The organism is Vibrio sp. B1FIG11, from assembly GCF_905175335.1.
Taxonomy (GTDB): Bacteria; Pseudomonadota; Gammaproteobacteria; order Enterobacterales; family Vibrionaceae; genus Vibrio; species Vibrio campbellii.
Map to the genome: position 1 here is coordinate 212,488 of NZ_HG992751.1, position 22,851 is coordinate 235,338.

Below are 22,851 nucleotides of genomic sequence, written 5' to 3' on the forward strand. Positions count from 1 at the left end.
GCAACTCCTTAGTTAGTAGAGAACTCAATTTCTTGAGATAAGCGTGAAGTAACCGGCTTTCCATCAACCATTTTTGGTTTAAAGGTCCACTTTGATACGGTTTTTCTAGCTGCTTTACCCAAGCCTAACTTACGTGGAGTTTCTTTTAAGACTTTGACATCTTGAACACTGCCACGCTCGTTAACAGTAAACTCTACTAAAACGATACCTTTCTCAATCCCAGCTCGTGCCGCTTTACGTGGCATTTGAGGTTGGAATGTTGCAAGAGGAACAGGGCCTCCGCTTCCAGCCAGTTGAGCACCACCACCTTGTGAGTAGTGACCGAGTACAGAACCACCTGTAACATTGACTGGTAAGTCAAGCTTTGGCATGTCCATAGGGATTTGATCCATCACCGGCTTGACCGTCGCTGTCACCTTCATTTCAGGTGGTGGCGGTGGGCGTTTCGGTGGTGGTGGTTTCGGGAGTTCGCGCTTTTTCTCCTGTATTTTTTCGTCCGGTTTAATGCGAATGAATTCAACCATACGGAGATCATCATTCGACACTAGCTCGTGGCGCTCTTTGTTTACTAGCTTGTCCATCCCCCAGAACAATCCGAGGGAGACAATGAGCGCCAGTGCAATTGAGGCCAGATACCGCATAGGCTTAATCCTTATTGGTTGCGGCAATGGAGATGCTTTCTACACCTGCCATCTTAATCTGGTCCATAACCTTCACGACTACACCAGCGTTAGCTTCAGTATCCGCTTGGATAACAACCGCACCGTCTGGGCTTTCTGCACGTAGACGTTCGATGTTGGCACGTACTGCATCTACTTCGATGCGACGCTTATCAACCCAAACATCACCCGCAGCGCCGATGGCAACCATGATGTTACCTTTCTTCACGGTTTGCGCTGAGCTTGCCGTAGGGCGATTTACTTCTAGACCGGCTTCTTTAACGAACGATGTTGTTACGATAAAGAAGATCAACATGATGAAGACGATGTCGAGCATCGGTGTCATATCGATAGCAGCTTCATCACTGCTGTCATTGCTATAGCGTCTCTTCATGACCTATACCTCTAATTCCGTTTACTCAGGCAATATGCTTTAGCTTGTCTTCAAGCTTCTGCGTGGTGACTTTGGCTAAATGATCAAGACGAGTACTAAAGAACAGTCCTGATAGAGAAGCCACCATTCCCGCTAATGTTGGGATTGTTGCCTTTGAGATCCCCGAGGCCATTGCTCGAGGGCTTCCTGTACCTGTAACCGCTAAGATATCGAATACTTGAATCATGCCGACAACGGTGCCGAGTAGACCAAGTAGGGGACAAAGTGCAATCAGTACTTTAACGATTGGTAGTCCCTTTTTATTCTCAATATCCTGACGAGAAACGATTTCTTGTCGGATCATCTTAGCGTTCCAGCTTTTATGTTCTGAGCGCTCTTCCCAAAAGCTAACGGCTTTTTTCATTGCTTTTGGAGCGACGGCAGCGAAGTAAAACCAACGTTCTAGCAATACTGCCCACAACATGAAGCTGAGGATAAAGATGACGACAAGCACGTCGCCACCCATTCCCAAGAAGCGCCTAATTGATTCAAGTTCTCCAACTAACCACCACATAACGCCTCCTTAGCTTTCGGCTTTATGCAGTTTTTCCTGATAGCGAGCGATGAAGCCTGCACTCTGTTCTTCAAGAGTTTGAACCAAACGACGACCTTTACTGTGTACGATGGTGTACAGGAACAGTAGAGGAATTGCGACAACCAGACCAAGCATCGTAGTAACAAGTGCTTCTGAGATACCGCCAGCCATTAGCTTCGGATCACCTGTACCAAATAGTGTGATGGCTTGGAACGTACCGATCATACCCATAACTGTACCTAGTAGACCTAGAAGTGGTGCTACAGAAGCGAACAGTTTGATTGAGCTGATAAAGCGTTCAATGCTCGGTGCGTTACGTAGGATGATTTCGTCCAGTTTCGCTTCAAGATCTTCAAGGTTGTCACCTTTATGTTCTTGGTAAGCTTGGATAACTTCACCTAGAGGGTTGCCAGGAATAACAGTGTCGGATTTAGCTTGCTTACGCATCTTGCCACCGATAACCAATAGGCGTAGGTAACAAGCGAGTGCGATCAGTGCACCAACTGCACCCATAGCTAGGATTACGTAGCCAACAATACCACCTTGGTCAATACGTTCCTGAACCGTAGGGCTTTGTACAAGTAGAGACAGAATCACACCACGAGATGGGTCGATAAACAGTGGTTCGTATGTGCCGTCTGCTGATTCAAAACCGCCAACTAGGCGAGTGATGTTTTTGCTTGGTTGACGTGACAGCTCTTCGAACTTACCAGTTTGAGGTACGTAAGTTACGTATTTGCCATCTGCAATTGCGTTAAACTCACCCACTAGGGTTACGTCACGTACCGCTTCTTTACCTTCACCATATACAACGGTTGCCGGTGCTGTTGTGGTATCACCTGATGCAACTACCTGTTGTAGAATAGTATGCCAAAACGCTTCAAGTTCTTGCGTTGATGGCAGTTCTTTACTTTCTGCTAGTTTAGCCAGCAGTGCATCACGCTCAGGGAAAAGAACGGCATTTTGCGAAGCGGCAAATAGACCTTTAAACTCACCAGCATACTGGCGAACCACACCAAACATCTCACCTAAAGTACCTGAACGAACGCGCAGTGTTTCAGTCAGTTCAGTTAGCTGCTTGTCGTTTTCATCAAACGTGGCTTTTAGCTCATCACCAAGTGCTTGTTGCGCTGCAAGTTCTGCACGAGCTTTTTCAAGAAGTGCAGCTTGTTGGTCACGGTTGTTTTTGAACTCAGCTTCACGAGCTTTGTTCTCTTTTGATTCAACGATACTTTCTGATTTTACGTTTTTCAGTAGCTCAGATAGGTTCTGTGGCGCTTCAGCTTGAGCACCAGAAATCATGAATAAGCTCGCTAGCAAACCAGCGGCTAGAGTTTTGAATCCTTTCATTTCTTATTCCTCCCCAGCAAATACAGGCAGTTTGATCAGCGCTGGTGGCGCTTGTTTCTTAGCGATACGAAGGCCTTGCTGTACAGCGATACGGTAGTTTTCAGGTAGTGACTCCCATTGACGGGTTTGTTGATTCCACATTCCTGTTTCACCGCCATCCGGAGATTGGAATAAAAGCGCAGTACGACCAATACGTAGGAAGTCGTAAGTCACGGTCTCGCCGTTGCGCTCTAGGCTAGCTTTGTAAGATTCAATCGAGCGAGAGAAGCCTTCTTCGATTTGATACGCTTCCATCACTTTACGGAATTTTTCTGAAGTCGTTACGTCTGCACGGTCCATTAGGTCGCGCAGTTCATTGACACGCTTGGTACGCTCTTCTTTTTGGAAAGGAAGGTCGAGTACGACGAATTCATCAAGTGCATCAATCATTTTCAGCGTCAAAGGTACAACCTCAGTCGCCGTTTGGTCGATTTGAGCAATCTGACTGTTCAATGAATCCAGCTCTCCCTGCTGAGATTGAACCATGCGATTGATTTGTTCGTTGTAGACTTTCATGCTGTCGATTTGGCGAAGCAAGCCTTTGTATTCAGCTAGCATGCTTTCCGCGCTTTCAGCGTATCCGTCGATTTTTTGTTGTGAAGCCTGAGAAGACTTCGTTGTCTTTGCTTGGTTAGCGACAACAGTACCGGAGTCTGCAGCAATAGCTGCTCCACTTACCGATAAAATTGCGGCAGTAACTGCACTTACGCCAAATTCCTTTAACGTCATAGTAGCATCCTTGTCAGTGTATAAAAGTCAGTCGAATGGGGCGCAGGAAAAGCTCCTGCGCCAAAGTTTTTAATTAAAAGTTTTGAGAGTAGTTCAAGAAGAAAACTCGGCCTTGAATACTGTATAGGTCAGAGTTGTATGTCACACCATCAGACTCAAATGCTGGATCTTCATCTGTAAGGTTACGTACACCTGCGGTTAGTTTCGCATCCCATGGCGCCATGTAGTTGTATGCTACATTGAAAGTAGTGTAGCTAGGGATCTTGCCTGTTTTGTTGTAGTTCTTATCTACATCTTGTGCTTGAGAAGCAATGTAATCTGCAGATAGGTAAACGTCGTGATCACTCAAGATATTGAAGCCAACACCCGTTTGGAAACGGTACTCAGGAAGACCGTTACGGCCGACTTTGTTGTTTGTTGGGCCATCAACATACTCAGGGCTGCTGTAATCTAGTACGTAAGTACCAGCAAAGTCATAACGTACAGTTGCAACATCAAAGTCGTATAGGTAGTTTACTTTCAAGTCGATACCCGATGTTTCAAGGTCACCGATGTTTGATAGTGGAACTACAGCGTGCGTAATGCTGCCAGCAGAGTCACGCGTAATATTTGAGTTTGGCTGACCACTGCTACGCTCTTGGTCGATCATGCTCTGTAGCGTGTTCATTACGATAGTGTCTTCAATACGGATATTGTAGTAATCCGCTGTTAACGCTAGATCTTCGATTGGCGAGTAGCTTACACCGAAGTTAAATGATGTTGATGTTTCAGCATCTAGATCTTCATTTGATGTACGCGTTGTTGTGTACTGCTTCTCAGGACAATCTGCATCAGAGATACCTTGGTCTTCACAGTAAACGTAGTCTTTTGCGTAGTCATTTGATTCGCTATCCGCACCGTAAAGGTTACTTAGAGAAGGAGCGCGGAAGCCCATACCTGCACCAGCTCGGAACATTAAGTTGTCGAGAGGTTGGTAACGGAATGATGCTTTTGGTGAAACAGCACTACCAAAGTCGCTGTAGTGGTCGTAGCGTAGTGCTACGTTCATTTCTAGCTCATCTGTGAATGCGATCAGAGATTCTGCAAAGAGTGCGTATGTTTGGCGGTCACCGGCAGCTGAGTTACCAGCACTACCAATGATGTTACCCGCTTCACTTTGTGAATCGTATTGGTCAAAGTAGTCATACGTTGTTGCTTCAGCACCAATGTATAGTGGAATGGTTACATCACCGATATCTGCTAGGTCGAACTGTAAACCACCATTGATCTGGTGCATTTCCATTTGCGATTCACGAGCAGTAGTCGCGGCCAGATCTTTAGTCGCGTCAGCACTAAACTCGCCATTTACAAATTGACCAGAGTTAGCCAATGCTTCTGCTGGTGAGCGTAGAACATAACCAGTACCGCGTTCATTACTATTTGAGTAGTTAAGGTGGTAGCCTGTTTCCCAGATTACCTCACCAAATCCGTCAGTATAGAAGGAGCCATCTAGACCCGCTTTCATATCCGCTTGGAAATCCGTAACGTTTGTGTCACGCGTGCCTACGTTCGTGAAACGGTAGTAAACACTTGCAGGGCCCTTAGATGGATCCAAGCCGTTCTCTGTAAAGAAATCAGCGCCGCCCGATGTTGTTGGATCAACTTCAAAGTAACCTGCTGCTGGGGCAAAACGACCGAAACTTTCGTTACGGCTTAAAAGCATTTGTGCGTTAAAGGTTGTTGTATCTGATAGGAAAATATTACCATTTACAAAAACTGTATTTCGTTCAAGAGAAGCGGTTTGAGCTGCTTCTGAGGTGTAATCATAACCACACATAGGGCCAAGACCAGGGTACTCAGTCACACCCACGAAGCCTTTAGACGAGTCACACTTCGCATCAGTTTCATAACCGTTCAGAGGCTTTAGTTTGCCATCATGATATACGTTACGGCCGTAAATACTTACGCCAGACATGTCAAAGTAGTTATCTGAGCTAGTATTCTTTGAGCTCAAGTAGTCACGGTCTCTTTGGTAGATCTCGCCTTTGGAATCGTGTTCAAACGAGAAGTAAATGTTACCTTTTTCGCCAGAAGTACCCGTTACGATAGAGAAGTTTTGTTCGTCACCGCCTTCTTGCGAAGGAATGCCGCCACCAACAGTTACGTTAATGCCGTCAAACTCGTCTTTTAGAATTACGTTCACAACACCTGCAACAGCGTCTGAACCGTATACTGCAGAACCACCATCGGCCATTACCTCTACGCGCTCAACGATAGCTGCTGGAATGACGTTCAGGTTTGCTGCGCCGCCACCCATTGTTGCAGAACCTGGTAGACGCTTACCGTTGATTAGAACAAGTGTTCGTGAAGCACCTAGACCACGTAGTGACATGGTTGCTTGGCTCTGCCAAGAGCTGCCTGAACTTTCGCTGTATGAACCGAAAGAGTTGAATGAAGATTTACGTAGTACATCAGCGATAGAGATATCACCGGCGCGCTCAATTTCTGCTCGGCCGATAACCGCTACTGGTGTGCTTCCTTCCATAGACGCACGCGTTAGACGCGAACCAGTAACTTTCATTTTTTGAAGTTTTTCAACTTGCTGCTCTTCTGCCTGTGCTGCTAGTGGGGCCACTGCTGCCGCCGTTCCCAGTGCAAGGCTGATCGCAACAGATAAAGCGGTTGTGTTTTTATACATCCTTGTTGCTCCGATTATTATTATTTCCTATGTGCGGTCATATAAAGACCAATTATGACGTTAATATTTCGTTAACGTTCTGGACATGTATAACCGAGATGAAAAAAGGAAGTCAAACCAGTGGTAAACAGAGATAAAGAAATGTAAAAAAGATGTAAAAGTCCAAAAGTGATGTGAATCACAGCATATTTTGCTGCATGACGTTTATAAACCGAGATCAAATTTTAATAAAACACCGTATTTTGTGTTTCTTGTAAAGATTAATGACTTATCTTGCCTATAGTTTTTAAGTGGGCGATTAGTACTGAAAGTTGGTGTATATGTAGAGAATTATTCTGTTGTGAGGTTTTTATGGAATGCTCTGTATGTTAACTCGATCGCATGGGGTGGTATCAGAATATGATACCCACCGTTATAAAAGGGCTCACTCGTATTTTTAGGTCAAATGGAAGTTAGGTTGTTTTGTCTATTTATTCTGCAGAACTGCATGTTTATATAGGGTTTTGGCTCTAGAGTGCCTAGATTGATATTCTGTGTGAATTAGTTTTGTGGTTTTTTATAATTATTTACAAAAACATTTCTATTTTTCGACATCGGAAGAAGTTTGTCATGTTTTGGATTCAAACACTTGAAGCTTACTCAGATTCAAGATAAATATGACGCTGAAATTATTGCAGTAGTGGAAAAAACTGGCTTTTGAAATTCAGGGAGTGTGTTTCAACAGCTTTAGTTACTACAGGATAGAAATGCACCATTTTGGGCCGGATTTTTCCTATCCAACCCCGCCTAATAATGGACAGTAGACAAGGAGCAAGTTGTATATGCTGTCGTACTTTTTACGCCGTTTAGCGCTGGTGATCCCAACGTTTCTCGGAATTACCATTCTTATCTTCGCGATCACTCGATTTGTTCCCGGTGGGCCAGTAGAGCGCATGCTGTCACAAATGCAAGCACAAGGTGATGGCGCCGCTTCAATGACCTCAGCTGGTGGTAACACCGCACTTTCTGATGAGCAAATCGCAGAACTTAATGCGTTTTACGGTTTAGATAAACCAGTCATGGAAGCGTATGTTGAGTGGTTAAGTCGCTTGGTTACGCTTGATTTGGGTGAATCTACCCGATACTACGAACCGGTATCTGACATGATTGCCGAGCGTTTACCTGTATCTCTGTTTTATGGCGGAATGACTTTTTTTTATCAGTTACTTTATCTCAATTCCGCTTGGGTACTATAAAGCGTTGAAGCATGGCTCCGTGTTTGACTCCGCTTCTTCCATTCTTATCTTCGTTGGCTACGCCTTACCGGGTTATGTGGTTGGTGTTTTGTTGATTACGCTATTTAGTTATCACCTAGAATGGTTCCCAATGGGGGGCTTTGTTGGCGATGACTTTGATGATTACGAAACCTTCTTTGAGCGCGCTAAAGACATTATGTGGCATGCGGTATTGCCTCTGATCTGTTACTTGATTGGTGACTTTGCAACGCTGACGATGACGATGAAAAACAACCTGATGGAAAACTTATCGTCAGATTACATTCGTACTGCGATTGCTAAGGGCTTACCGTTTAAGAAAGCGGTACGTAAGCACGCTTTGCGCAATAGCTTGATCCCTATCGCTTCTCACTTTGGTAACTCGCTGCTGTTCTTCATGACAGGTGCATTCCTTATCGAAGTAATCTTTAACATTGATGGTATCGGTCTGCTTGGTTATGAATCCATCATGGAGCGTGACTACCCTGTAGTAATGGGCATCGTAGCTATCAACGCGGTATTGCTACTTATCGGCAATATCATTTCAGATATCTGTGTTGCTTTAGTCGACCCACGTGTGAAGTTTGGAGCGTAATATGATTAAAGTTAGCCCATTAACTCAAAAGAAAATCCGTCACTTTAAAGAAATCAAACGTGGTTACTGGTCGTTTTTGATCTTATCCACCATGTTGATCCTTTCTCTGTTTGCAGAGCTGTTGATCAACAGTAAAGCTTTAATGGTGAAATACGATGGCAGTTACTATTTCCCAGTCGTCAGTGATGTACGCTTAGGTAGCGAGTTTGGCCAAGCTTCTTCGAGTGAAGCCGATTATCGAGAGCTGCAGAAAGTATTTGAAGCTGAAGGCGGCGATAACTTCGTGATTCTACCGATTGTGCCTTGGAACCCATACGAGCAAGACTTTAGTGGTGATTTCCCTCCAACGGCACCCGATGCTGAAAATAAACACTACCTAGGTACGGATGTAATCGGTCGTGATATTTTGGCTCGATTGGTTTACGGCTTCCGTACTGCGATGGGATTTGCGCTACTAACAATGGCAATCTCTTACGCGATTGGTACTGCCGTTGGCTGTGCGATGGGCTTCTGGGGTGGTAAGTTCGACCTGTTTGTTCAACGCTTGATCGAAGTGTGGTCTATGGTGCCGTTCTTGTACGTCATCATGATCTTGGTATCCATTGTGCAGCCCACCTTTACCTTGTTCGTCGCCATTAACGTACTGTTTGGTTGGATGGGGATGACTTGGTACATGCGTACCATGACCTATAAAGAATCGGCTCGCGAATATGTGATGGCAGCGCGTGCGTTAGGGGCATCAACAGGTCGTATTTTGTTTAATCATATCCTACCAAATACCATGGTGATGATCGTGACGCTTGCGCCATTTACTATCGCGGCCAACATCACGGCACTGACCGCGCTAGATTACCTAGGCCTTGGTCTGATGCCACCAACACCAAGTTGGGGTGAACTGCTGCAGCAAGGTAAGTCAAACCTAGACTCGCCATGGATTGTGTCTTCAGTAGTGACTTCAATTGTACTGGTACTGGTGATGGTGACCTTTATTGGTGAAGCGATTCGAGCAGCTTTCGACCCGAAAAAATTCACACGCTATGTTTAAGCAAGCATTGTGAGCAAAACATAAAAAAGGGAAGTTTTATGAAAAAATTATTTTTAGCGTCCACGCTGAGCGCCCTAAGTTTTGGTGCGATGTCAGCAACGCTACCGACTGACTTAAACTGGCAAACAAACTGGGATGAGCCGCAATATGGCTCACCTGAAGCGAAACGTGGTGGTACTTATCGTACTTACATGTCGAGCTTTCCGCAGACACTACGTAGCGTCGGCCCGGATGCGAACTCTGGCTTGCGTTCGTTCATCTTGGACGAGACGCCAGGGTTGGTGGTTCGCCACCCAGACACCCTAGAATTTATCCCTGAACTGGCCAATGAGTGGGCACTAGCCGGTGATAATAAGACGGTTTATTTCAAACTGAACCCAGAAGCGAAATGGTCCGATGGCAAACCAGTCACGGCAGACGATTTTGTTTTCATGCTTAAGTTCTATCGTTCGAAAGACATTCTTGAGCCTTGGTACAACGATTACTACAACAAAACTGTCGCTGATGTGATTAAGTTTGATGATCATACGTTCGCCGTGAAGGCAGCGAAAGAACTTAATCCCGAAGAGTTGTTGTTAAGAATGGGGGCGTTGCGTCCTCGTCCTGCTCATTTCTATGCGAATCCAAAGAAAGATGAGAACGGTGATGGTATTCACGACAACTTTGTCCGCTATTACAACTTCAAGAGCGAGCCTACGACCAGTGCTTACTACCTAGACGATATCAAAAAAGGTAAAAGCGTAACCTTTAAGCACGTCGGTGAGGACTGGTGGGGTTACACCAATAAGTACTACGAGAACCGCTATAACGTAGACAAGATTCGCATCACGGTTATTCGTGATAACGACATCGCCAAGAAGCACTTCGAGAAAGGCAGTTTAGATGCGTTTGGTCTTGTGCTACCAAGTTTATGGCATGACAAGTCCAATACCGCACCTTATCAAAAAGGTTACATTCAGAAGTTTTGGGGTTACAACCAATACCCTGTTGGCGCTGGCGGCGTTTGGATGAACACCGCAATGCCATTATTGGATGATTTAAACATACGTAAGGGTATTACATACGCGATCGATTTTGATGGCATGATTGAAAACATCATGCGTGGTGATTACAGCCGTAAGCCAAACCCAACAGGCTATGGCCACGGTAAATACACACTACCAGATGCGAAAGCACCAAAGTTTGACCCAGAAAAAGCGGCTGAAGCATTTGCAGCCGCTGGTTTCGATAAGATTGGCTCCGATGGTATCCGTGTCAATGACAAAGGCCAGCGTTTGAGCTTTGAGTTGACCTATGCGACACCTGTTCATACACCACGAATTGCCTTTGTGCGTGAACAAGCCAAGTTAGCTGGCTTGGATATTGAACTTAAATTGATTGATGGCTCATCGATGTTCAAATACGTACGCGAGAAAAAGCACGATTTAGCGTTTTTAGATATGGGTACGTCTGAGATCCCAACATATTGGGAGTACTTCCACTCAGTGAATGCCAATAAGCCACAAACTAACTCGTTCACAAACTACAGCACACCAGAGCTTGATGAGAAAATCATCGAGTACCGTTTCAATATGGACATGGATAAGAAGATCCAACTGGGACATGAAATCCAACGTGACATCATTGACGCGCACGTGATTGTTCCGGGTTATATGGTGCCATACGTTCGTTACGGCCACTGGAGCTGGTTGAAACTACCAGAGAAGCCAATGAACCGAATGACAGAAGCGTTGTTCAGTGGTGGCATTATTGGCGATGGTACTTACTGGATTGATAAGGACGCTAAGAAACAAACCCAAAAGGCGATGAAGTCGGGTAAAACCTTTGAACCGGTTGTTGTCGTTGATGACACGTATAAGCTGTAAGGATGTGTTATGGAAAACGATGTAATCCTGAGTGTTAAAGACCTAGAAGTCGAATTCACTACTGATGACGGCCCAGTGAAAGTACTGCATGGCGTGAACTTTGATGTTCGCGCTGGGCGTACCCTTGGCCTTGTAGGCGAATCGGGCAGTGGTAAGAGTGTGACCTCCATGTCCATCATGGGTTTGCTGCCGAAACCTTACGGTAATATTGTCAATGGTGAGGTTGATTACCGCGGTACAAACTTGGTGACACTGCCGGCAGAAGAAATGTATGCCATGCGCGGTGATCGCATTTCAATCATCTTCCAGGATCCAATGACGGCGCTTAACCCAGTGCATTCTATTGGTCGTCAGCTTTGTGAGGTGTTAGAGCTACACCGTCCTGAGTTGGATAAGAAAGAACGTGAAGCTTACGCTATTGAAATGTTGGCGAAAGTGAAAATCCCAATGCCAGAAAAGCGCTTGAATGAGTATCCACACAATCTGTCTGGCGGCATGCGTCAGCGTGTGATGATCGCCATGGCGTTGGCGTGTAAACCCGATATTCTGATCTGTGATGAGCCAACCACTGCACTGGATGTAACGGTACAGGCGTCTATTCTTGAACTAATGAACGAGCTGCAAGAAGAAACGGGCATGGCGATGATCTTCATTACCCACGATCTTGGTGTAGTTGCTGAAGTGTGTGATGACGTGGCAGTGATGTATGGTGGTCGTATTGTTGAAAAGGCAGAGATTTTCGAGCTATTCGATAACCCGCAACACCCATACACTGAACGTTTGATGGGCTTGATGCCAAGCTTAGATAACGAGCCTAAGCAAATGATCGACATTAAACCGATCGATGCCAGCATGTTTGCTAGCTAACTGGTGCAAAGTGAACAAGTCATAAAAGAGGATGTTATGGCCAAAGAAGTATTAAGAATTGAAAATCTTAAGCAGCACTTTGTATCTGGTAAAGGACTGTTTAAGAAAGGCTACACCATCAAAGCGGTGGATGGTGTGTCGCTATCAGTAGGTGAGGGGGAAACCCTTGGCCTAGTAGGTGAGTCTGGTTGTGGTAAGAGTACCCTTGGCCGCACGATTCTCAAGTTGTACGAGCCAACGGAAGGTAAGATTTTCTTTGAAGGTAAAGACATCACCAAGTTTTCTGTCAAAGAAATGCGCTCACTGCGTAAAGACATGCAGATTGTCTTTCAAGACCCAATGGAATCACTCAACCAACGTCATACCATTGGCATGATTCTCGAAGAGCCGTATGTGATTCACAATATCGGTACTTCTGCAGAGCGTAAGCAATGGGTGAAAGAGCTACTGGTTAAAGTTGGCTTGCCAGAAACCGCAGTGAACCGCTATCCGCATGAGTTTTCAGGTGGTCAGCGTCAGCGTATTGGTATTGCACGTGCGATTGCGCTTAAGCCTAAGTTGCTGATTTGTGATGAATCGGTGTCGGCACTGGACGTATCGGTTCAGGCGCAAATCCTAAACTTATTGCTTCAACTGCAACAAGAGATGAATTTAGCAATTATCTTTATCTCTCATGATTTGTCTGTCGTGAAGCATGTCTCTGACAAAGTGGCGGTGATGTATTTTGGTAAGGTAGTCGAAGCGGGTAACGCGAAAGAAATCTACGCGAATCCTCAAAATGACTACACCAAGAAGCTCCTCTCTGCGATCCCAATTACTCATCCGAAGTATCGCAAGAAAAAGCGCTTAGCAGAAAAAAAGCAGCAAGTGGCGTAATGCCATCCTCCGATTAAAATAATCATCGAAAACGCTCCACTTAGTTGGAGCGTTTTTATTATGAGCGTATTTTTCTAACCGGAGGGAGAACGCGTCTTCAGCTTCTTGAAAAGAGCGTGCTACACTGCAAGCTTATTCCTTTGATTTTTTTGGATAGTTGACTATGCCGTCGCATTTACCTAAATCATTCAGTCGTCCATTTCTGAAGCTGTTTCACCTACTTGAAGCCGTACTTTTGGTTGCCATCACTCTGGCGACGGTGTGGGCGATGGTTGAAGAGTTTGTCCATATATATGTGCAAAAGCGCGTGTCACTTGATGACATCCTATTGATGTTCATCTATCTGGAAGTGCTGGCCATGGTCGGGCAGTTTGTGATGAACGGTAAAATACCGGTCCGATACCCGATCTACATTGCCATGATGGCGATTGCTCGTTATATCACTTTAGGTATGAAAGAGCTCGACTCCGTGATGATCGTATGGCTTTCTTTAGCGGCATTTATTCTGGCGGCTGCAACCTTGGTTATTCGACTTGGCCACCATTATTGGCCGTATATCGATAATCAAACCGCCGAAAAAGACGAATGATGTTAAGCCTCGCTCAGTGCGAGGCTTAATTTTTTGTGTGAAGGGGAATCACATCTAAATGGCATTGGGGTAAAAAAGTGTAAAGTCATCTCAAGCCATCTTGTTTCTTGTCTAATTGATGAGTATCTTCACAATAACCTTTTTACCTGTTCTGATGAGATATTGTGATGTTGGCGAAAAGCACATCGACAATTTATTTTCTGTTGAGTGTCTTGATTGCATTTGCGCTTTCAAGCGGTATCGCTCGTGCAGAAATATCATCAACAGTGAGCCACATCACGACGGCTGAGTCTCTGCATATTAGCTACTGTGATTTAACCTTTGGTTCAGCTAAACAGGACGAACCGGGTTGTTGTGAACCTGGCGGAACATGCTTTGAAAAGCAGTGTTGCTCCCATGGCCACGCATCGGGTACGGCTGTTGTTGAAACTCAGCCAAGATCTTATGAGGCTCCATTCCGAGATGAAATGGCGGTAAGTAAAGCCGCGCTCTACACCAGTGCAGACATGCACTCTCACTATCGTCCTCCGATAGCTTAATTCCTATCTCGCAGCGTATCGCTGCCAACAATGTTACTGCACGAATTGCCGTGTGAATTTGTTATGCGTGTGAATAGCTCTCTATTTGCACCATCCTGTGATGGGAATGAAAAATGAAAATCAATCTAATTGCTCGTACCGTGCACCTTGCTGCGCACCTACCAAACCTTGTTATCAACCGACAAGCGGGAGGTCGCCATGACGCATAAGCATTTACCGATCATCTTGTTTGTGTCTGTGTGTTTAATTTGGGGCACCACGTGGTTTGCGATGGAAGTGGCGGTGCGAACTATTCCGCCCATTTTTGCTACCGGACTGCGCTTTTTAATCGCAGCACCGCTATTAATCATGTTGGCGAAACACCTCAATCAGCCCCTGTTCTTTCCTAAGGGAAAAGTATTTTGGATGTTCGTGGTCGCGATTTTCTATTTCGCGATTCCATTTACCTTGATGATTTTTGGCGAACAGTACATTTCATCAGGTCTTGCTTCGATCATCTTCGCCAATATGCCAATCGCAGTCATGATGACATCGAGCTTGTTCCTTGGGCTTAGGTTGCGGAAATTGCAGATTGCGGGCCTTTTGGTGGCGGTTCTGAGCTTAATTCTGATTCTGGCTAAAGAGATGAGTTTAGGTGGCGAGGATTATCTACTGGGCTTTCTCGCTTTAGGTGGGGCGGTCGCAATTCATTCGGTGATGTATGTGTTTGTCGAAAAGTTCTGCAAGGGCATTCCTGTACTGACTTACAACGCCTTTCCGAGCTTTGTCGCTTCCGTACTGTTGTTTATCACCTCATTGCTTGTTGAACGGCCAGACATTTCTCAGTTCTCAATAGATTCGATTACCGCGGTGATTTACCTTGGTATGTTTGCCAGCGTAGGTGGCATTGTAGCGTACTTTAAACTTGGGCAAGTGTCGACGCCGTTTACCGCTTCGATCTGTTTTCTGTTTTTCCCGTTGATTGCGCTGAGTCTTTCAACATGGATCGCGGGTAACAGTTTGTCGTTGGTTTCGGTCGCTCTGCTGCTGCCATTACTTGGCGGTATTTTTGTGACTAAAGCTGAGCCTGCTTTCTGGCAGCGCTTTCGCCTTAAATCTGCAGAGTCAAAGCCGATGCTATGTGAGCATTGTATGAAGAATCTCAATGCCTAACACAGACTAAAGTTTATTAAAAAAGCCCTGCAATGCAGGGCTTTAGAAGATAAATCGAAAGGTCTGTTATTCGATGTTCTGAATTTGTTCACGCATTTGCTCAATCAGAACTTTCAGTTCAACACCTGATGCGGTGATGTCTGTGCTGATAGATTTTGACGCTAGCGTGTTCGACTCACGGTTGAACTCTTGCATCATGAAATCTAGACGACGGCCAACTGCGCCACCTTTCTTCAGGATGTTTGTGGTTTCTTTCACGTGAGAATCAAGACGATCTAGCTCTTCTGCTACGTCTGATTTCTGTGCCAGAAGGATAAGCTCTTGCTCAACGCGAGATGGGTCTAGCTCTACTTTCGCATCTTCAAACTTCGAGAACAGACGCTCACGTTGCCACTCGAGGATTTCTGGCATGCGTGCGCGCACTTTCACAACTTCTGATGTGATCGCTTCTAGGCGTTGCTCGATAAGCGCTTTCATGTTGTCGCCTTCACGGCCACGCGCTTCGATGAACTCGCTGATTGCTTCGTCAAAAGCAGTAAGCAGTTCTTTGTTAACTTCATCCATGTTTTGCTCTGGCGTTTCCATCACGCCAGGCCATTGCATTACTTGGAATGGGTTGATGCGGCTTAGCTCGCCAGTCATGTGCATCACTTGCTCAGCGGCTTTGATCACTTGGTTTGCCAGTGTTTCATTGATGCTTAGTTCAGCTTTTGCTGCTGGGTTCGCTTCAAAACGCAGGCTACATTCTACTTTGCCGCGTGCTAGGCGCTTACGAAAACGCTCACGCAGTACTGGTTCAAGAGCACGGAACTGCTCTGGCATACGGAAGTAAGTTTCTAGGTAGCGTTGGTTTACACTGCGGATTTCCCACACTGCGCTACCCCAATCGCCTTTCACTTCTTTACGCGCGTACGCTGTCATACTGTAAATCATTGAATTTTCCTGTCTTCTAATTTGCTGAAAATTACCCCGCAATAGTAGCACAGCCAGATGGCAGTGGCTTTGCTATTCTGAGTCGAGATTGTCCAGATAGCTTTATTTAATCGATTCCGTTATAATCTGCGCCCAACCAAATCGTCTTCTCCTCATTACTTAAGGTAGATGTCCATGCGTCCAAACGATCGCAAGGCGGATCAAGTTCGCCCAATCAAAATTACTCGTAACTACACAGCTTACGCTGAGGGCTCAGTGTTAGTTGAATTTGGTAACACCAAAGTGTTGTGTAATGCGACCGTTGAAGAATCTGTGCCTCGTTGGCTAAAAGGTCAAGGTAAAGGCTGGGTAACGGCTGAATACGGCATGCTACCTCGTGCGACTCACTCGCGTACTCGTCGTGAAGCAACGAACGGTAAGCAAGGCGGTCGTACTATGGAAATCCAACGCTTGATCGCTCGTAGCCTACGCGCTGTGGTTGATCTACAAGCGATGGGTGAGTTCATGATCACAGTTGACTGTGATGTTATCCAAGCAGACGGCGGCACTCGTACTGCATCTATCAGTGGCGCAAGCGTTGCAATGGCAGATGCATTCCAACACCTAGTGGATAGCGGCAAGCTAAAAGCAAACCCAATGAAAGGCCACGTAGCGGCAGTTTCTGTTGGTTTGCTAGGTGATGATGTTCTGTGTGACCTTGAGTACGTTGAAGATTCAGCGGCAGACACAGACATGAACGTTGTGATGACAGAAGAAGGCAAGATGATTGAAATTCAGGGCACCGCAGAAGGTGAACCGTTCAGTCATGAGCAGCTGATGGCTCTGTTAGAGTCGGCGAAAGTCGGTATTACGGAAATTGTCGCAGCGCAGAAGGCTGCTTTAGCCAATTGATTTAGATAGCTCCCATTAGTGGGGCTATTTTTTTTATCTCCGTCGTATATGAATCTACAGCGTTGTTCGCTTCATTTTTCTACTGGATCGCCAGTCCGACCTATTTACATAGAAGACTATGCTCATAGGGATAGAAAAACTTGCTGCCTAGCTGTAAATCCATCTATTTAGGAGATAACGCATTAGTGTTTATTAACTGCTTGGGAATATGGATACCAAGCCTGCATTTAGAGAGAAAATAATGAAAGCATACCAGCGTGAATTTATTGAGTTTGCACTTGAGAAAGAAGTTCTTAAGTTTGGTGAGTTTACTTTGAAATCTGGCCGTAAAAGCCCGTACTTCTTTAACGCTGGTCTTTTCAATACTGGTCGTGACCTAGCTCGTCTTGGTCGTTTTTACGCAGCAGCACTTGCAGATTCAGGCATTGAATTTGATGTACTGTTTGGCCCTGCTTACAAAGGTATCCCAATCGCGACGACAACAGCAGTAGCGCTAGCGGATCACCACGACATCGACACGCCTTACTGCTTCAACCGTAAAGAAGCAAAAGACCACGGCGAAGGCGGTAACCTTGTAGGCTCGGCGCTTGAAGGTCGTATCATGCTAGTAGATGACGTAATCACAGCAGGTACCGCGATTCGCGAATCAATGGAAATCATCCAAGCAAACGGTGCGGACCTAGCAGGTGTGTTAGTTGCGATTGACCGCCAAGAAAAAGGCAAAGGTGAGCTATCTGCGATTCAAGAAGTGGAGCGTGATTTCGGTTGTGCAATTATCTCAATCGTTAGCCTGACAGACCTTGTGACTTTCCTTGAAGAGAAAGGTACAGACAAAGAGCACCTAGAAGCAGTAAAAGCGTACCGCGCGGAATACGGCATTTAATTGTTCTTTCATCATTAAAGAAAAAGGGGCTGGTGGATATCCATCAGCCCCTTTCTTTTATCTTTATCACTTACTTGTAGCGAATGCCTTTTGGCGCACTTTCATCAGCCATGGTCTTGTAGCGTTTGTGTAGCCACATCCACTGCTCTGGTGCGCGTAGAATCACTTCTTCCACAAAAGTATTCATGTAAGCCGCTGCTGCAGCTTCGTCTTTTTTCGGATAGTCGGCCTCAATGCACTTATCAGCAATGATTTCATACTTGCCGTCTTCATTACGGAAGCCTGAGCCCGGAATAATCGAGCACTTAGACGTGTAAGCCAGAATGCTGGTGCCAGTTGTAGTACAAGCGTCTTCAACTGCGAAGAAAGGCACGAATACCGACTTGTTACGACCGTAATCGTGGTCTGGTAAGTAGAACAAACGCTCACCGCTACGTAGAACACGAATCATCTGTTTAACGTCTTTACGATCAATCAGCTTATTACCGTTGTGTGTGCGTCCCCAGTACTGAATGAAGTTGTACGCAGGGTTGTTGTGCGGACGAAATGCGCCGTAACCCGCCACGCCAAGCACTGCAAAGGCACGTGCCGTGATTTCAAGATTAAGTGCGTGCACGCAGCACAGCAATACGCCTTTGCCTTCTGCATTTTTCTCATGCAGAGCGCCTAGGTCTTTCTCAATGATCAGAGTTTTGAAACGCCATGTCGGCCAAAACCAAGTGATACCGGTTTCGATCAGTGCCATACCGGTATTCTTGAAGTTCTCTTCAACAATGTGTTGGATCTCTTCAGGCGCTTTATCTGGAAAAGCCAGTTCAAGGTTACGTGTCGCGACATGGACACGACCTTTGCCGTAGCGCATACCGAGGTGGCCAAGTGTGCGACCTAACGATAGCAGCATGCGATATGGAAGGATATTGACCACGATAGCCAAAAAGCCAAAGCCGAGCCAAACGCCCCAGTTACGGGGGTGGAGAAGGGAAAGAGAAAACTCCGGCTTAGTGAATTTGTCTTTACTCATAATCTCTACTTAATTTGTGCGCTAAGAAGTGCCCAATACTCGTCAAAGTTCGCCGTTGGTTGGTATTTGAAATCACTACGAACAAAGCGGTTTAAGCTGCCTTCAACTTGTCCTAGGATTTGAGCTGCCAAAATGCGCTCTTCCACTGGGAACGATTTGCCTTCACGGATCTTACGTTCACGCAGGATCTGACGAAGCTGTGTTTCGATACGTTCAAACAGTTGGTTGATGCGATCGCGTAGACGCTCATTTTCAAACATTAGAGCATGGCCAGAAAGAATGCGTGTCAAACCTGGGTTACGTTCTGAGAATGCCAGAATAAGGTGCATTACCATGCGAATGCGCTCTAGTGTGTCTTTCTCATCATCCAAAATACGGTTGATGCGTGTCATGAGCGCTTCTTCGATGAACTCAATCAAGCCTTCAAACATGCGAGCTTTACTTGGGAAGTGGCGGTAAAGTGCCGCTTCTGAAACACCGACCTGCTTCGCCAATTTTGCCGTAGTAATGCGTGAAGCGCCTTCTGTAGATTCAAGCATCTGCGCGAGCGCTTGCAAGATTTCTTCACGACGATTGGATTTTTTACTGCCGGCCATTTAGTTACTTCCTTTCAAAATACAAAGTTGAGCGGAGGGGATTATAAGACGCTATTTGGCATCAAACTAGACCAGTGAGGGTGTAATGGGAGCTTTAACACCCTCAGTTGTCATGTTTGTACCAAATTTGTGCCAGTTTTCGATGAAAGCCGCGTGGTATTTTCAACCGTTATGGCATCAACTCGTGCATTTTTTCCAAAATTCTGAAACTTAGTACTTCTTTGGATTCTAAGGCCAACGCCTGCTTGCCTTGTGGCCAGAATAGAGTGATGGCGTTGTCGTTACTGTTAAAACCTTGGCCTTCAACAGAAACATCGTTCGCACAAATCATGTCGAGGTTTTTCTTTACCAGTTTACCGCGAGCGTAGGTCTCGACATCGTTGGTTTCAGCTGCGAACCCAACTGTGAATGGACGTTGCTCTACCATATTGGCGACGGTCGCTACGATATCAGGATTTTTGACCATGTTGATGGTCATCTGATCGTTGTTTTCGGTCTTTTTCAACTTTTGAGACGCCACGTTTTCTGGACGGTAATCGGCTACGGCGGCGCAGCTAATGAAAGCATCGTGGCTAGGCGCGTGAGCCATTACTGCATCATGCATCTCTTGTGCACTCGCAACATTGATACGCTCAACACCCGCTGGCGTGTTCAAGCTGACAGGCCCACTGACTAGCGTGACTTTCGCACCTAGTTGTGCTGCTGCATTTGCTAGTGCAAAGCCCATCTTTCCTGAGCTGTGGTTAGAAATGTAACGCACTGGGTCAATCGCTTCACGAGTTGGACCTGCGGTGATCAGTATCGATTTTCCTGCCAACAGTTTCGGTTGGAAGAACTGCTCACATAAGCCGACAAGTTGCATTGGCTCTAACATTCGACCAGGGCCAACATCGCCACATGCTTGCTCACCAGCTGCAGGGCCCCAGATGTGCATACCACGGCGTGCCAGTGTCGCGATGTTTTCCTGAGTTGCGACATTGCGGTACATCTGTTGATTCATTGCCGGAGATACCGCTACTGGTGAATCTGTCGCAAGCACTAACGTGGTGAGCAAATCATTACCCATGCCTGCCGACATACGCGCAATCAAATCTGCAGTTGCAGGAGCAAGAAGAACCAAATCTGCCCATTTTGCCAGTTCAATGTGACCCATCGACGCTTCTGCTGCTGGGTCTAACAAGCTGTCCGACACCGGACGCCCAGAGACTGCCTGCATGGTCAAGGGAGTAATGAACTCCTTCGCCGCTTTGGTCATCACTACTTGAACTTGCGCGCCTCTTTCTATTAGGCGACGGGTTAGCTCCGCACATTTATACGCGGCAATACCGCCACTGATGCCGAGTAGAATTTTCTTTCCTGCTAGTGTTTGCATGTGAGATCTCCAATTTTTCTGGCGACGAGTTTAGCACAACTGAATCTCTCATCGCCCAAGCAAATCTGATGAGAAGCTAATCCATATCAAACTACAGAATATTAATTGCTGAGCCTTATATAAAACTTTTGCTTACTTCACAGACAATCTTTGCCCGCTCTGCAAGATAGAGGGGGAAAAATAACAATAATGAGGTAGTGGAATAAGATGGTGCTGAAAAGTCGAAGTAAATTGCTGCTGGTGACTCTGATCCCTTTGTTGTTGATCACCACATTGATCTCGGTGGTCTATTACATCAACGGCAGTAATAGCTTAGAAGCGGAATTGGCTCGGGATAGACAAGAGTTAATTGATACACGCAAGAAAGAGCTGCAAGCCTACATGATGATGGGGGTTACAGCGATAAAGCCGCTTTACGATACGGACGTAAACGGCAATAACAAACAAGCGGCAAAAGAAATCCTCAAAGCGATGCGTTTTGAAAGTGACGGTTATTTCTTCGCTTATGATTCGAAAGGTGTCAACACGCTGCATGCGATTAAGCCGTCCCTAGAAGGTAAAAACCTTATCGGCTTGAAAGATGAAAATGGCGTGGCAGTGATTGGTGGGCTAATTGATGCATCTAAGAACGGCGATGGCTTCCTTTATTTCTCTTGGCATAAACCAACCATCGATGCGCAAGCACCAAAATTAGGTTATGCCGAGTACTTGTCTAAATGGGACTGGGTGCTTGGTACGGGCATCTATATTGATGATATTGATCAGCAAGTGGCGATGCAGCGTGAACTGCGCACACAAGAGTTGAATGAACATACGCTCTCTGCGGTCACCATCTCGGTCATTGGTCTTATTATCACTAGCGTGCTTACCAGTATTATCGTGTCTAAAGGCATTCAACCACTGCAGCACATTGCCGCTTCTTTACAAGATGTGGCTGCGGGGGGCGGTGATCTGACGGCTCGTTTGAAAATCGAAAGTAAAGATGAAGTCGGTGAGGTGGCCTCGGCATTTAATGAGTTCATGGATAAGCTGCATCCGCTTATGCAGGACATCCAACGTTCTGCCAATACAGTCCAAAGCGTCTCTGGACAATTGGATCAGCAAACCTCTCAAGCCAGTGCTCAAATGCAAAACCATTGTCTAGAAACCGATAAGGTGGTGACGGCCGTAACGCAAATGAGCATGACGGCAAAAGAAGTCGCAAGTAATACCAATGCAACGGCGCAGGCGATTGATGATGCGAATGGACAAGTTACCGAAGCGCAGCGCGAAGTCGATCAAGCGATTGATGGCATTAGCAAGTTAGTCGATGAAGTGAACAGCACCTCTGAGGCGATTGCCGAACTGAGTCAACAAACCGAGCAAATTACCAAGGTGCTCGATGTGATTGGAGAAATTGCCGAGCAGACCAACTTACTCGCATTGAATGCAGCGATTGAAGCTGCGCGTGCCGGTGAACAAGGTCGTGGTTTTGCCGTGGTGGCTGATGAGGTTCGCTCGTTAGCAAGTCGAACGCAGAACAGTACTCATGAAATTGGCGATATGCTCAAGCAGCTACAAACGGGCGTATCAAGAGCGGTCACTACCATGGCGGCGAGCCAAGAGCGTGGGGCTAAGACGGTTGAGGAGTCCTCTATGATTCAGCAATCGCTATCTGGCGTGCACCATTCTATTGGTACGATCCGAGATATGGGTATCCAAACTGCTTCTGCAGCAGAAGAGCAGAGTGCGGTCGCTGAAGACATCAACCAGAATCTAGTGGCGATTCAACAAATCGTGAATCGTATTAATGACACGCTTCAGCATGCGGAAGGCATCAGTACTCAGTTATCGCAATCAGGATCTGAAATTCACGATCTGGTTGGAAACTTCAAGCTTTGATGGATCGCTCGATTACATAGAAAAGCAGTGGCTAACGAAAAAAGCGAAAGTCAGGTTCGACTTTCGCTTTT

Annotated in this window: 20 protein-coding genes and 1 pseudogene; 11 read left to right on the forward strand and 10 right to left on the reverse strand. The window is 46.0% G+C overall.

What is annotated here, in order from left to right; genetic code table 11:
* Positions 1–8 precede the first annotated feature (8 nt).
* The 6 genes from KHO06_RS00950 to KHO06_RS00975 form a co-directional block, all read right to left on the reverse strand.
* Entirely contained in the window at positions 9–641 is a 633-nt protein-coding gene (locus KHO06_RS00950; protein WP_005529132.1) for an energy transducer TonB, read from the reverse strand.
* 4 nt (positions 642–645) lie between these two features.
* Entirely contained in the window at positions 646–1,053 is a 408-nt protein-coding gene (locus KHO06_RS00955) for a biopolymer transporter ExbD (protein WP_005430119.1), read from the reverse strand.
* A 25-nt stretch (positions 1,054–1,078) separates the two neighbouring features.
* Entirely contained in the window at positions 1,079–1,606 is a 528-nt protein-coding gene (locus KHO06_RS00960; RefSeq protein WP_005430146.1) for a MotA/TolQ/ExbB proton channel family protein, read from the reverse strand.
* Positions 1,607–1,615: 9 nt separating this feature from the next.
* Positions 1,616–2,977, reverse strand: coding sequence for a MotA/TolQ/ExbB proton channel family protein (locus KHO06_RS00965; RefSeq protein ID WP_045368224.1), 1,362 nt, complete (start codon positions 2,975–2,977; stop codon positions 1,616–1,618).
* Between the two features lie 3 nt (positions 2,978–2,980).
* A complete protein-coding gene (locus KHO06_RS00970) occupies positions 2,981–3,745 on the reverse strand; it encodes a DUF3450 domain-containing protein (RefSeq protein ID WP_045368222.1) in 765 nt (254 codons plus the stop codon).
* A gap of 73 nt (positions 3,746–3,818) precedes the next feature.
* A complete protein-coding gene (locus KHO06_RS00975) occupies positions 3,819–6,422 on the reverse strand; it encodes a TonB-dependent receptor (RefSeq protein ID WP_045379240.1) in 2,604 nt (867 codons plus the stop codon).
* Positions 6,423–7,243: 821 nt separating this feature from the next.
* Between KHO06_RS00975 and KHO06_RS00980 the strand changes: the two are divergent.
* From KHO06_RS00980 to KHO06_RS01015, 8 genes and pseudogenes are all read left to right on the forward strand, one after another.
* A pseudogene (locus tag KHO06_RS00980) lies at positions 7,244–8,270 on the forward strand (ABC transporter permease subunit).
* 1 nt (position 8,271) lies between these two features.
* On the forward strand, positions 8,272–9,315 hold the full coding sequence (locus tag KHO06_RS00985) for an ABC transporter permease subunit (RefSeq protein WP_005430115.1): 1,044 nt from the start codon (positions 8,272–8,274) through the stop codon (positions 9,313–9,315).
* 38 nt (positions 9,316–9,353) lie between these two features.
* Positions 9,354–11,180 carry an extracellular solute-binding protein gene (locus KHO06_RS00990; RefSeq protein WP_045368218.1) on the forward strand — a complete coding sequence of 609 codons (1,827 nt, stop codon included), beginning with the start codon at positions 9,354–9,356 and terminating at the stop codon, positions 11,178–11,180.
* Between the two features lie 9 nt (positions 11,181–11,189).
* Positions 11,190–12,047 (forward strand): ABC transporter ATP-binding protein, encoded by an 858-nt coding sequence (locus KHO06_RS00995; protein ID WP_005430191.1) that lies wholly within the window; start codon positions 11,190–11,192, stop codon positions 12,045–12,047.
* 36 nt (positions 12,048–12,083) lie between these two features.
* Entirely contained in the window at positions 12,084–12,923 is an 840-nt protein-coding gene (locus tag KHO06_RS01000) for an ABC transporter ATP-binding protein (RefSeq protein ID WP_005529144.1), read from the forward strand.
* Between the two features lie 163 nt (positions 12,924–13,086).
* Positions 13,087–13,512, forward strand: coding sequence for a phosphate-starvation-inducible PsiE family protein (locus KHO06_RS01005; RefSeq protein ID WP_212581961.1), 426 nt, complete (start codon positions 13,087–13,089; stop codon positions 13,510–13,512).
* Positions 13,513–13,679: 167 nt separating this feature from the next.
* Positions 13,680–14,051, forward strand: coding sequence for a hypothetical protein (locus KHO06_RS01010; RefSeq protein ID WP_050910382.1), 372 nt, complete (start codon positions 13,680–13,682; stop codon positions 14,049–14,051).
* A 198-nt stretch (positions 14,052–14,249) separates the two neighbouring features.
* Positions 14,250–15,203, forward strand: a complete 954-nt coding sequence (locus tag KHO06_RS01015; protein ID WP_212581962.1) for a DMT family transporter — start codon at positions 14,250–14,252, stop codon at positions 15,201–15,203.
* Positions 15,204–15,269: 66 nt separating this feature from the next.
* Here the strand turns inward: KHO06_RS01015 and KHO06_RS01020 are convergent, their stop codons facing one another.
* Positions 15,270–16,136 (reverse strand): YicC/YloC family endoribonuclease, encoded by an 867-nt coding sequence (locus KHO06_RS01020; RefSeq protein WP_045402608.1) that lies wholly within the window; start codon positions 16,134–16,136, stop codon positions 15,270–15,272.
* A 174-nt stretch (positions 16,137–16,310) separates the two neighbouring features.
* Between KHO06_RS01020 and rph the strand changes: the two genes are divergently transcribed.
* Positions 16,311–17,027, forward strand: coding sequence for a ribonuclease PH (gene rph / locus KHO06_RS01025; protein WP_212581963.1), 717 nt, complete (start codon positions 16,311–16,313; stop codon positions 17,025–17,027).
* Between the two features lie 241 nt (positions 17,028–17,268).
* Complete coding sequence (gene pyrE / locus KHO06_RS01030) at positions 17,269–17,910, forward strand: orotate phosphoribosyltransferase (protein WP_005379384.1); 642 nt, start codon at positions 17,269–17,271, stop codon at positions 17,908–17,910.
* Between the two features lie 70 nt (positions 17,911–17,980).
* Here the strand turns inward: pyrE and KHO06_RS01035 are convergent, their stop codons facing one another.
* The 3 genes from KHO06_RS01035 to coaBC form a co-directional block, all read right to left on the reverse strand.
* The gene (locus tag KHO06_RS01035) at positions 17,981–18,931 is read right to left on the reverse strand and encodes a Kdo(2)-lipid IV(A) acyltransferase (protein ID WP_212581964.1); all 951 of its coding nucleotides are present in this window, start codon (positions 18,929–18,931) and stop codon (positions 17,981–17,983) included.
* 5 nt (positions 18,932–18,936) lie between these two features.
* Positions 18,937–19,527 (reverse strand): nucleoid occlusion factor SlmA, encoded by a 591-nt coding sequence (gene slmA / locus KHO06_RS01040; protein ID WP_005434407.1) that lies wholly within the window; start codon positions 19,525–19,527, stop codon positions 18,937–18,939.
* 169 nt (positions 19,528–19,696) lie between these two features.
* The gene (coaBC, locus tag KHO06_RS01045) at positions 19,697–20,899 is read right to left on the reverse strand and encodes a bifunctional phosphopantothenoylcysteine decarboxylase/phosphopantothenate--cysteine ligase CoaBC (protein ID WP_212581965.1); all 1,203 of its coding nucleotides are present in this window, start codon (positions 20,897–20,899) and stop codon (positions 19,697–19,699) included.
* Positions 20,900–21,106: 207 nt separating this feature from the next.
* Between coaBC and KHO06_RS01050 the strand changes: the two genes are divergently transcribed.
* Complete coding sequence (locus KHO06_RS01050) at positions 21,107–22,780, forward strand: methyl-accepting chemotaxis protein (RefSeq protein WP_005434404.1); 1,674 nt, start codon at positions 21,107–21,109, stop codon at positions 22,778–22,780.
* The last annotated feature ends 71 nt before the right edge of the window (positions 22,781–22,851 follow it).

Excerpts from the sequence above, each read along its gene's own strand:
- KHO06_RS00950 (WP_005529132.1), bottom strand. The coding sequence starts at position 641 with ATGCGGTATCTGGCCTCAATTGCACTGGCGCTCATTGTCTCCCTCGGA.
- KHO06_RS00955 (WP_005430119.1), bottom strand. The coding sequence starts at position 1,053 with ATGAAGAGACGCTATAGCAATGACAGCAGTGATGAAGCTGCTATCGAT.
- KHO06_RS00960 (WP_005430146.1), bottom strand. The coding sequence starts at position 1,606 with ATGTGGTGGTTAGTTGGAGAACTTGAATCAATTAGGCGCTTCTTGGGA.
- KHO06_RS00965 (WP_045368224.1), bottom strand. The coding sequence starts at position 2,977 with ATGAAAGGATTCAAAACTCTAGCCGCTGGTTTGCTAGCGAGCTTATTC.
- KHO06_RS00970 (WP_045368222.1), bottom strand. The coding sequence starts at position 3,745 with ATGACGTTAAAGGAATTTGGCGTAAGTGCAGTTACTGCCGCAATTTTA.
- KHO06_RS00975 (WP_045379240.1), bottom strand. The coding sequence starts at position 6,422 with ATGTATAAAAACACAACCGCTTTATCTGTTGCGATCAGCCTTGCACTG.
- KHO06_RS00985 (WP_005430115.1), top strand. The coding sequence starts at position 8,272 with ATGATTAAAGTTAGCCCATTAACTCAAAAGAAAATCCGTCACTTTAAA.
- KHO06_RS00990 (WP_045368218.1), top strand. The coding sequence starts at position 9,354 with ATGAAAAAATTATTTTTAGCGTCCACGCTGAGCGCCCTAAGTTTTGGT.
- KHO06_RS00995 (WP_005430191.1), top strand. The coding sequence starts at position 11,190 with ATGGAAAACGATGTAATCCTGAGTGTTAAAGACCTAGAAGTCGAATTC.
- KHO06_RS01000 (WP_005529144.1), top strand. The coding sequence starts at position 12,084 with ATGGCCAAAGAAGTATTAAGAATTGAAAATCTTAAGCAGCACTTTGTA.
- KHO06_RS01005 (WP_212581961.1), top strand. The coding sequence starts at position 13,087 with ATGCCGTCGCATTTACCTAAATCATTCAGTCGTCCATTTCTGAAGCTG.
- KHO06_RS01010 (WP_050910382.1), top strand. The coding sequence starts at position 13,680 with ATGTTGGCGAAAAGCACATCGACAATTTATTTTCTGTTGAGTGTCTTG.
- KHO06_RS01015 (WP_212581962.1), top strand. The coding sequence starts at position 14,250 with ATGACGCATAAGCATTTACCGATCATCTTGTTTGTGTCTGTGTGTTTA.
- KHO06_RS01020 (WP_045402608.1), bottom strand. The coding sequence starts at position 16,136 with ATGATTTACAGTATGACAGCGTACGCGCGTAAAGAAGTGAAAGGCGAT.
- rph (WP_212581963.1), top strand. The coding sequence starts at position 16,311 with ATGCGTCCAAACGATCGCAAGGCGGATCAAGTTCGCCCAATCAAAATT.
- pyrE (WP_005379384.1), top strand. The coding sequence starts at position 17,269 with ATGAAAGCATACCAGCGTGAATTTATTGAGTTTGCACTTGAGAAAGAA.
- KHO06_RS01035 (WP_212581964.1), bottom strand. The coding sequence starts at position 18,931 with ATGAGTAAAGACAAATTCACTAAGCCGGAGTTTTCTCTTTCCCTTCTC.
- slmA (WP_005434407.1), bottom strand. The coding sequence starts at position 19,527 with ATGGCCGGCAGTAAAAAATCCAATCGTCGTGAAGAAATCTTGCAAGCG.
- coaBC (WP_212581965.1), bottom strand. The coding sequence starts at position 20,899 with ATGCAAACACTAGCAGGAAAGAAAATTCTACTCGGCATCAGTGGCGGT.
- KHO06_RS01050 (WP_005434404.1), top strand. The coding sequence starts at position 21,107 with ATGGTGCTGAAAAGTCGAAGTAAATTGCTGCTGGTGACTCTGATCCCT.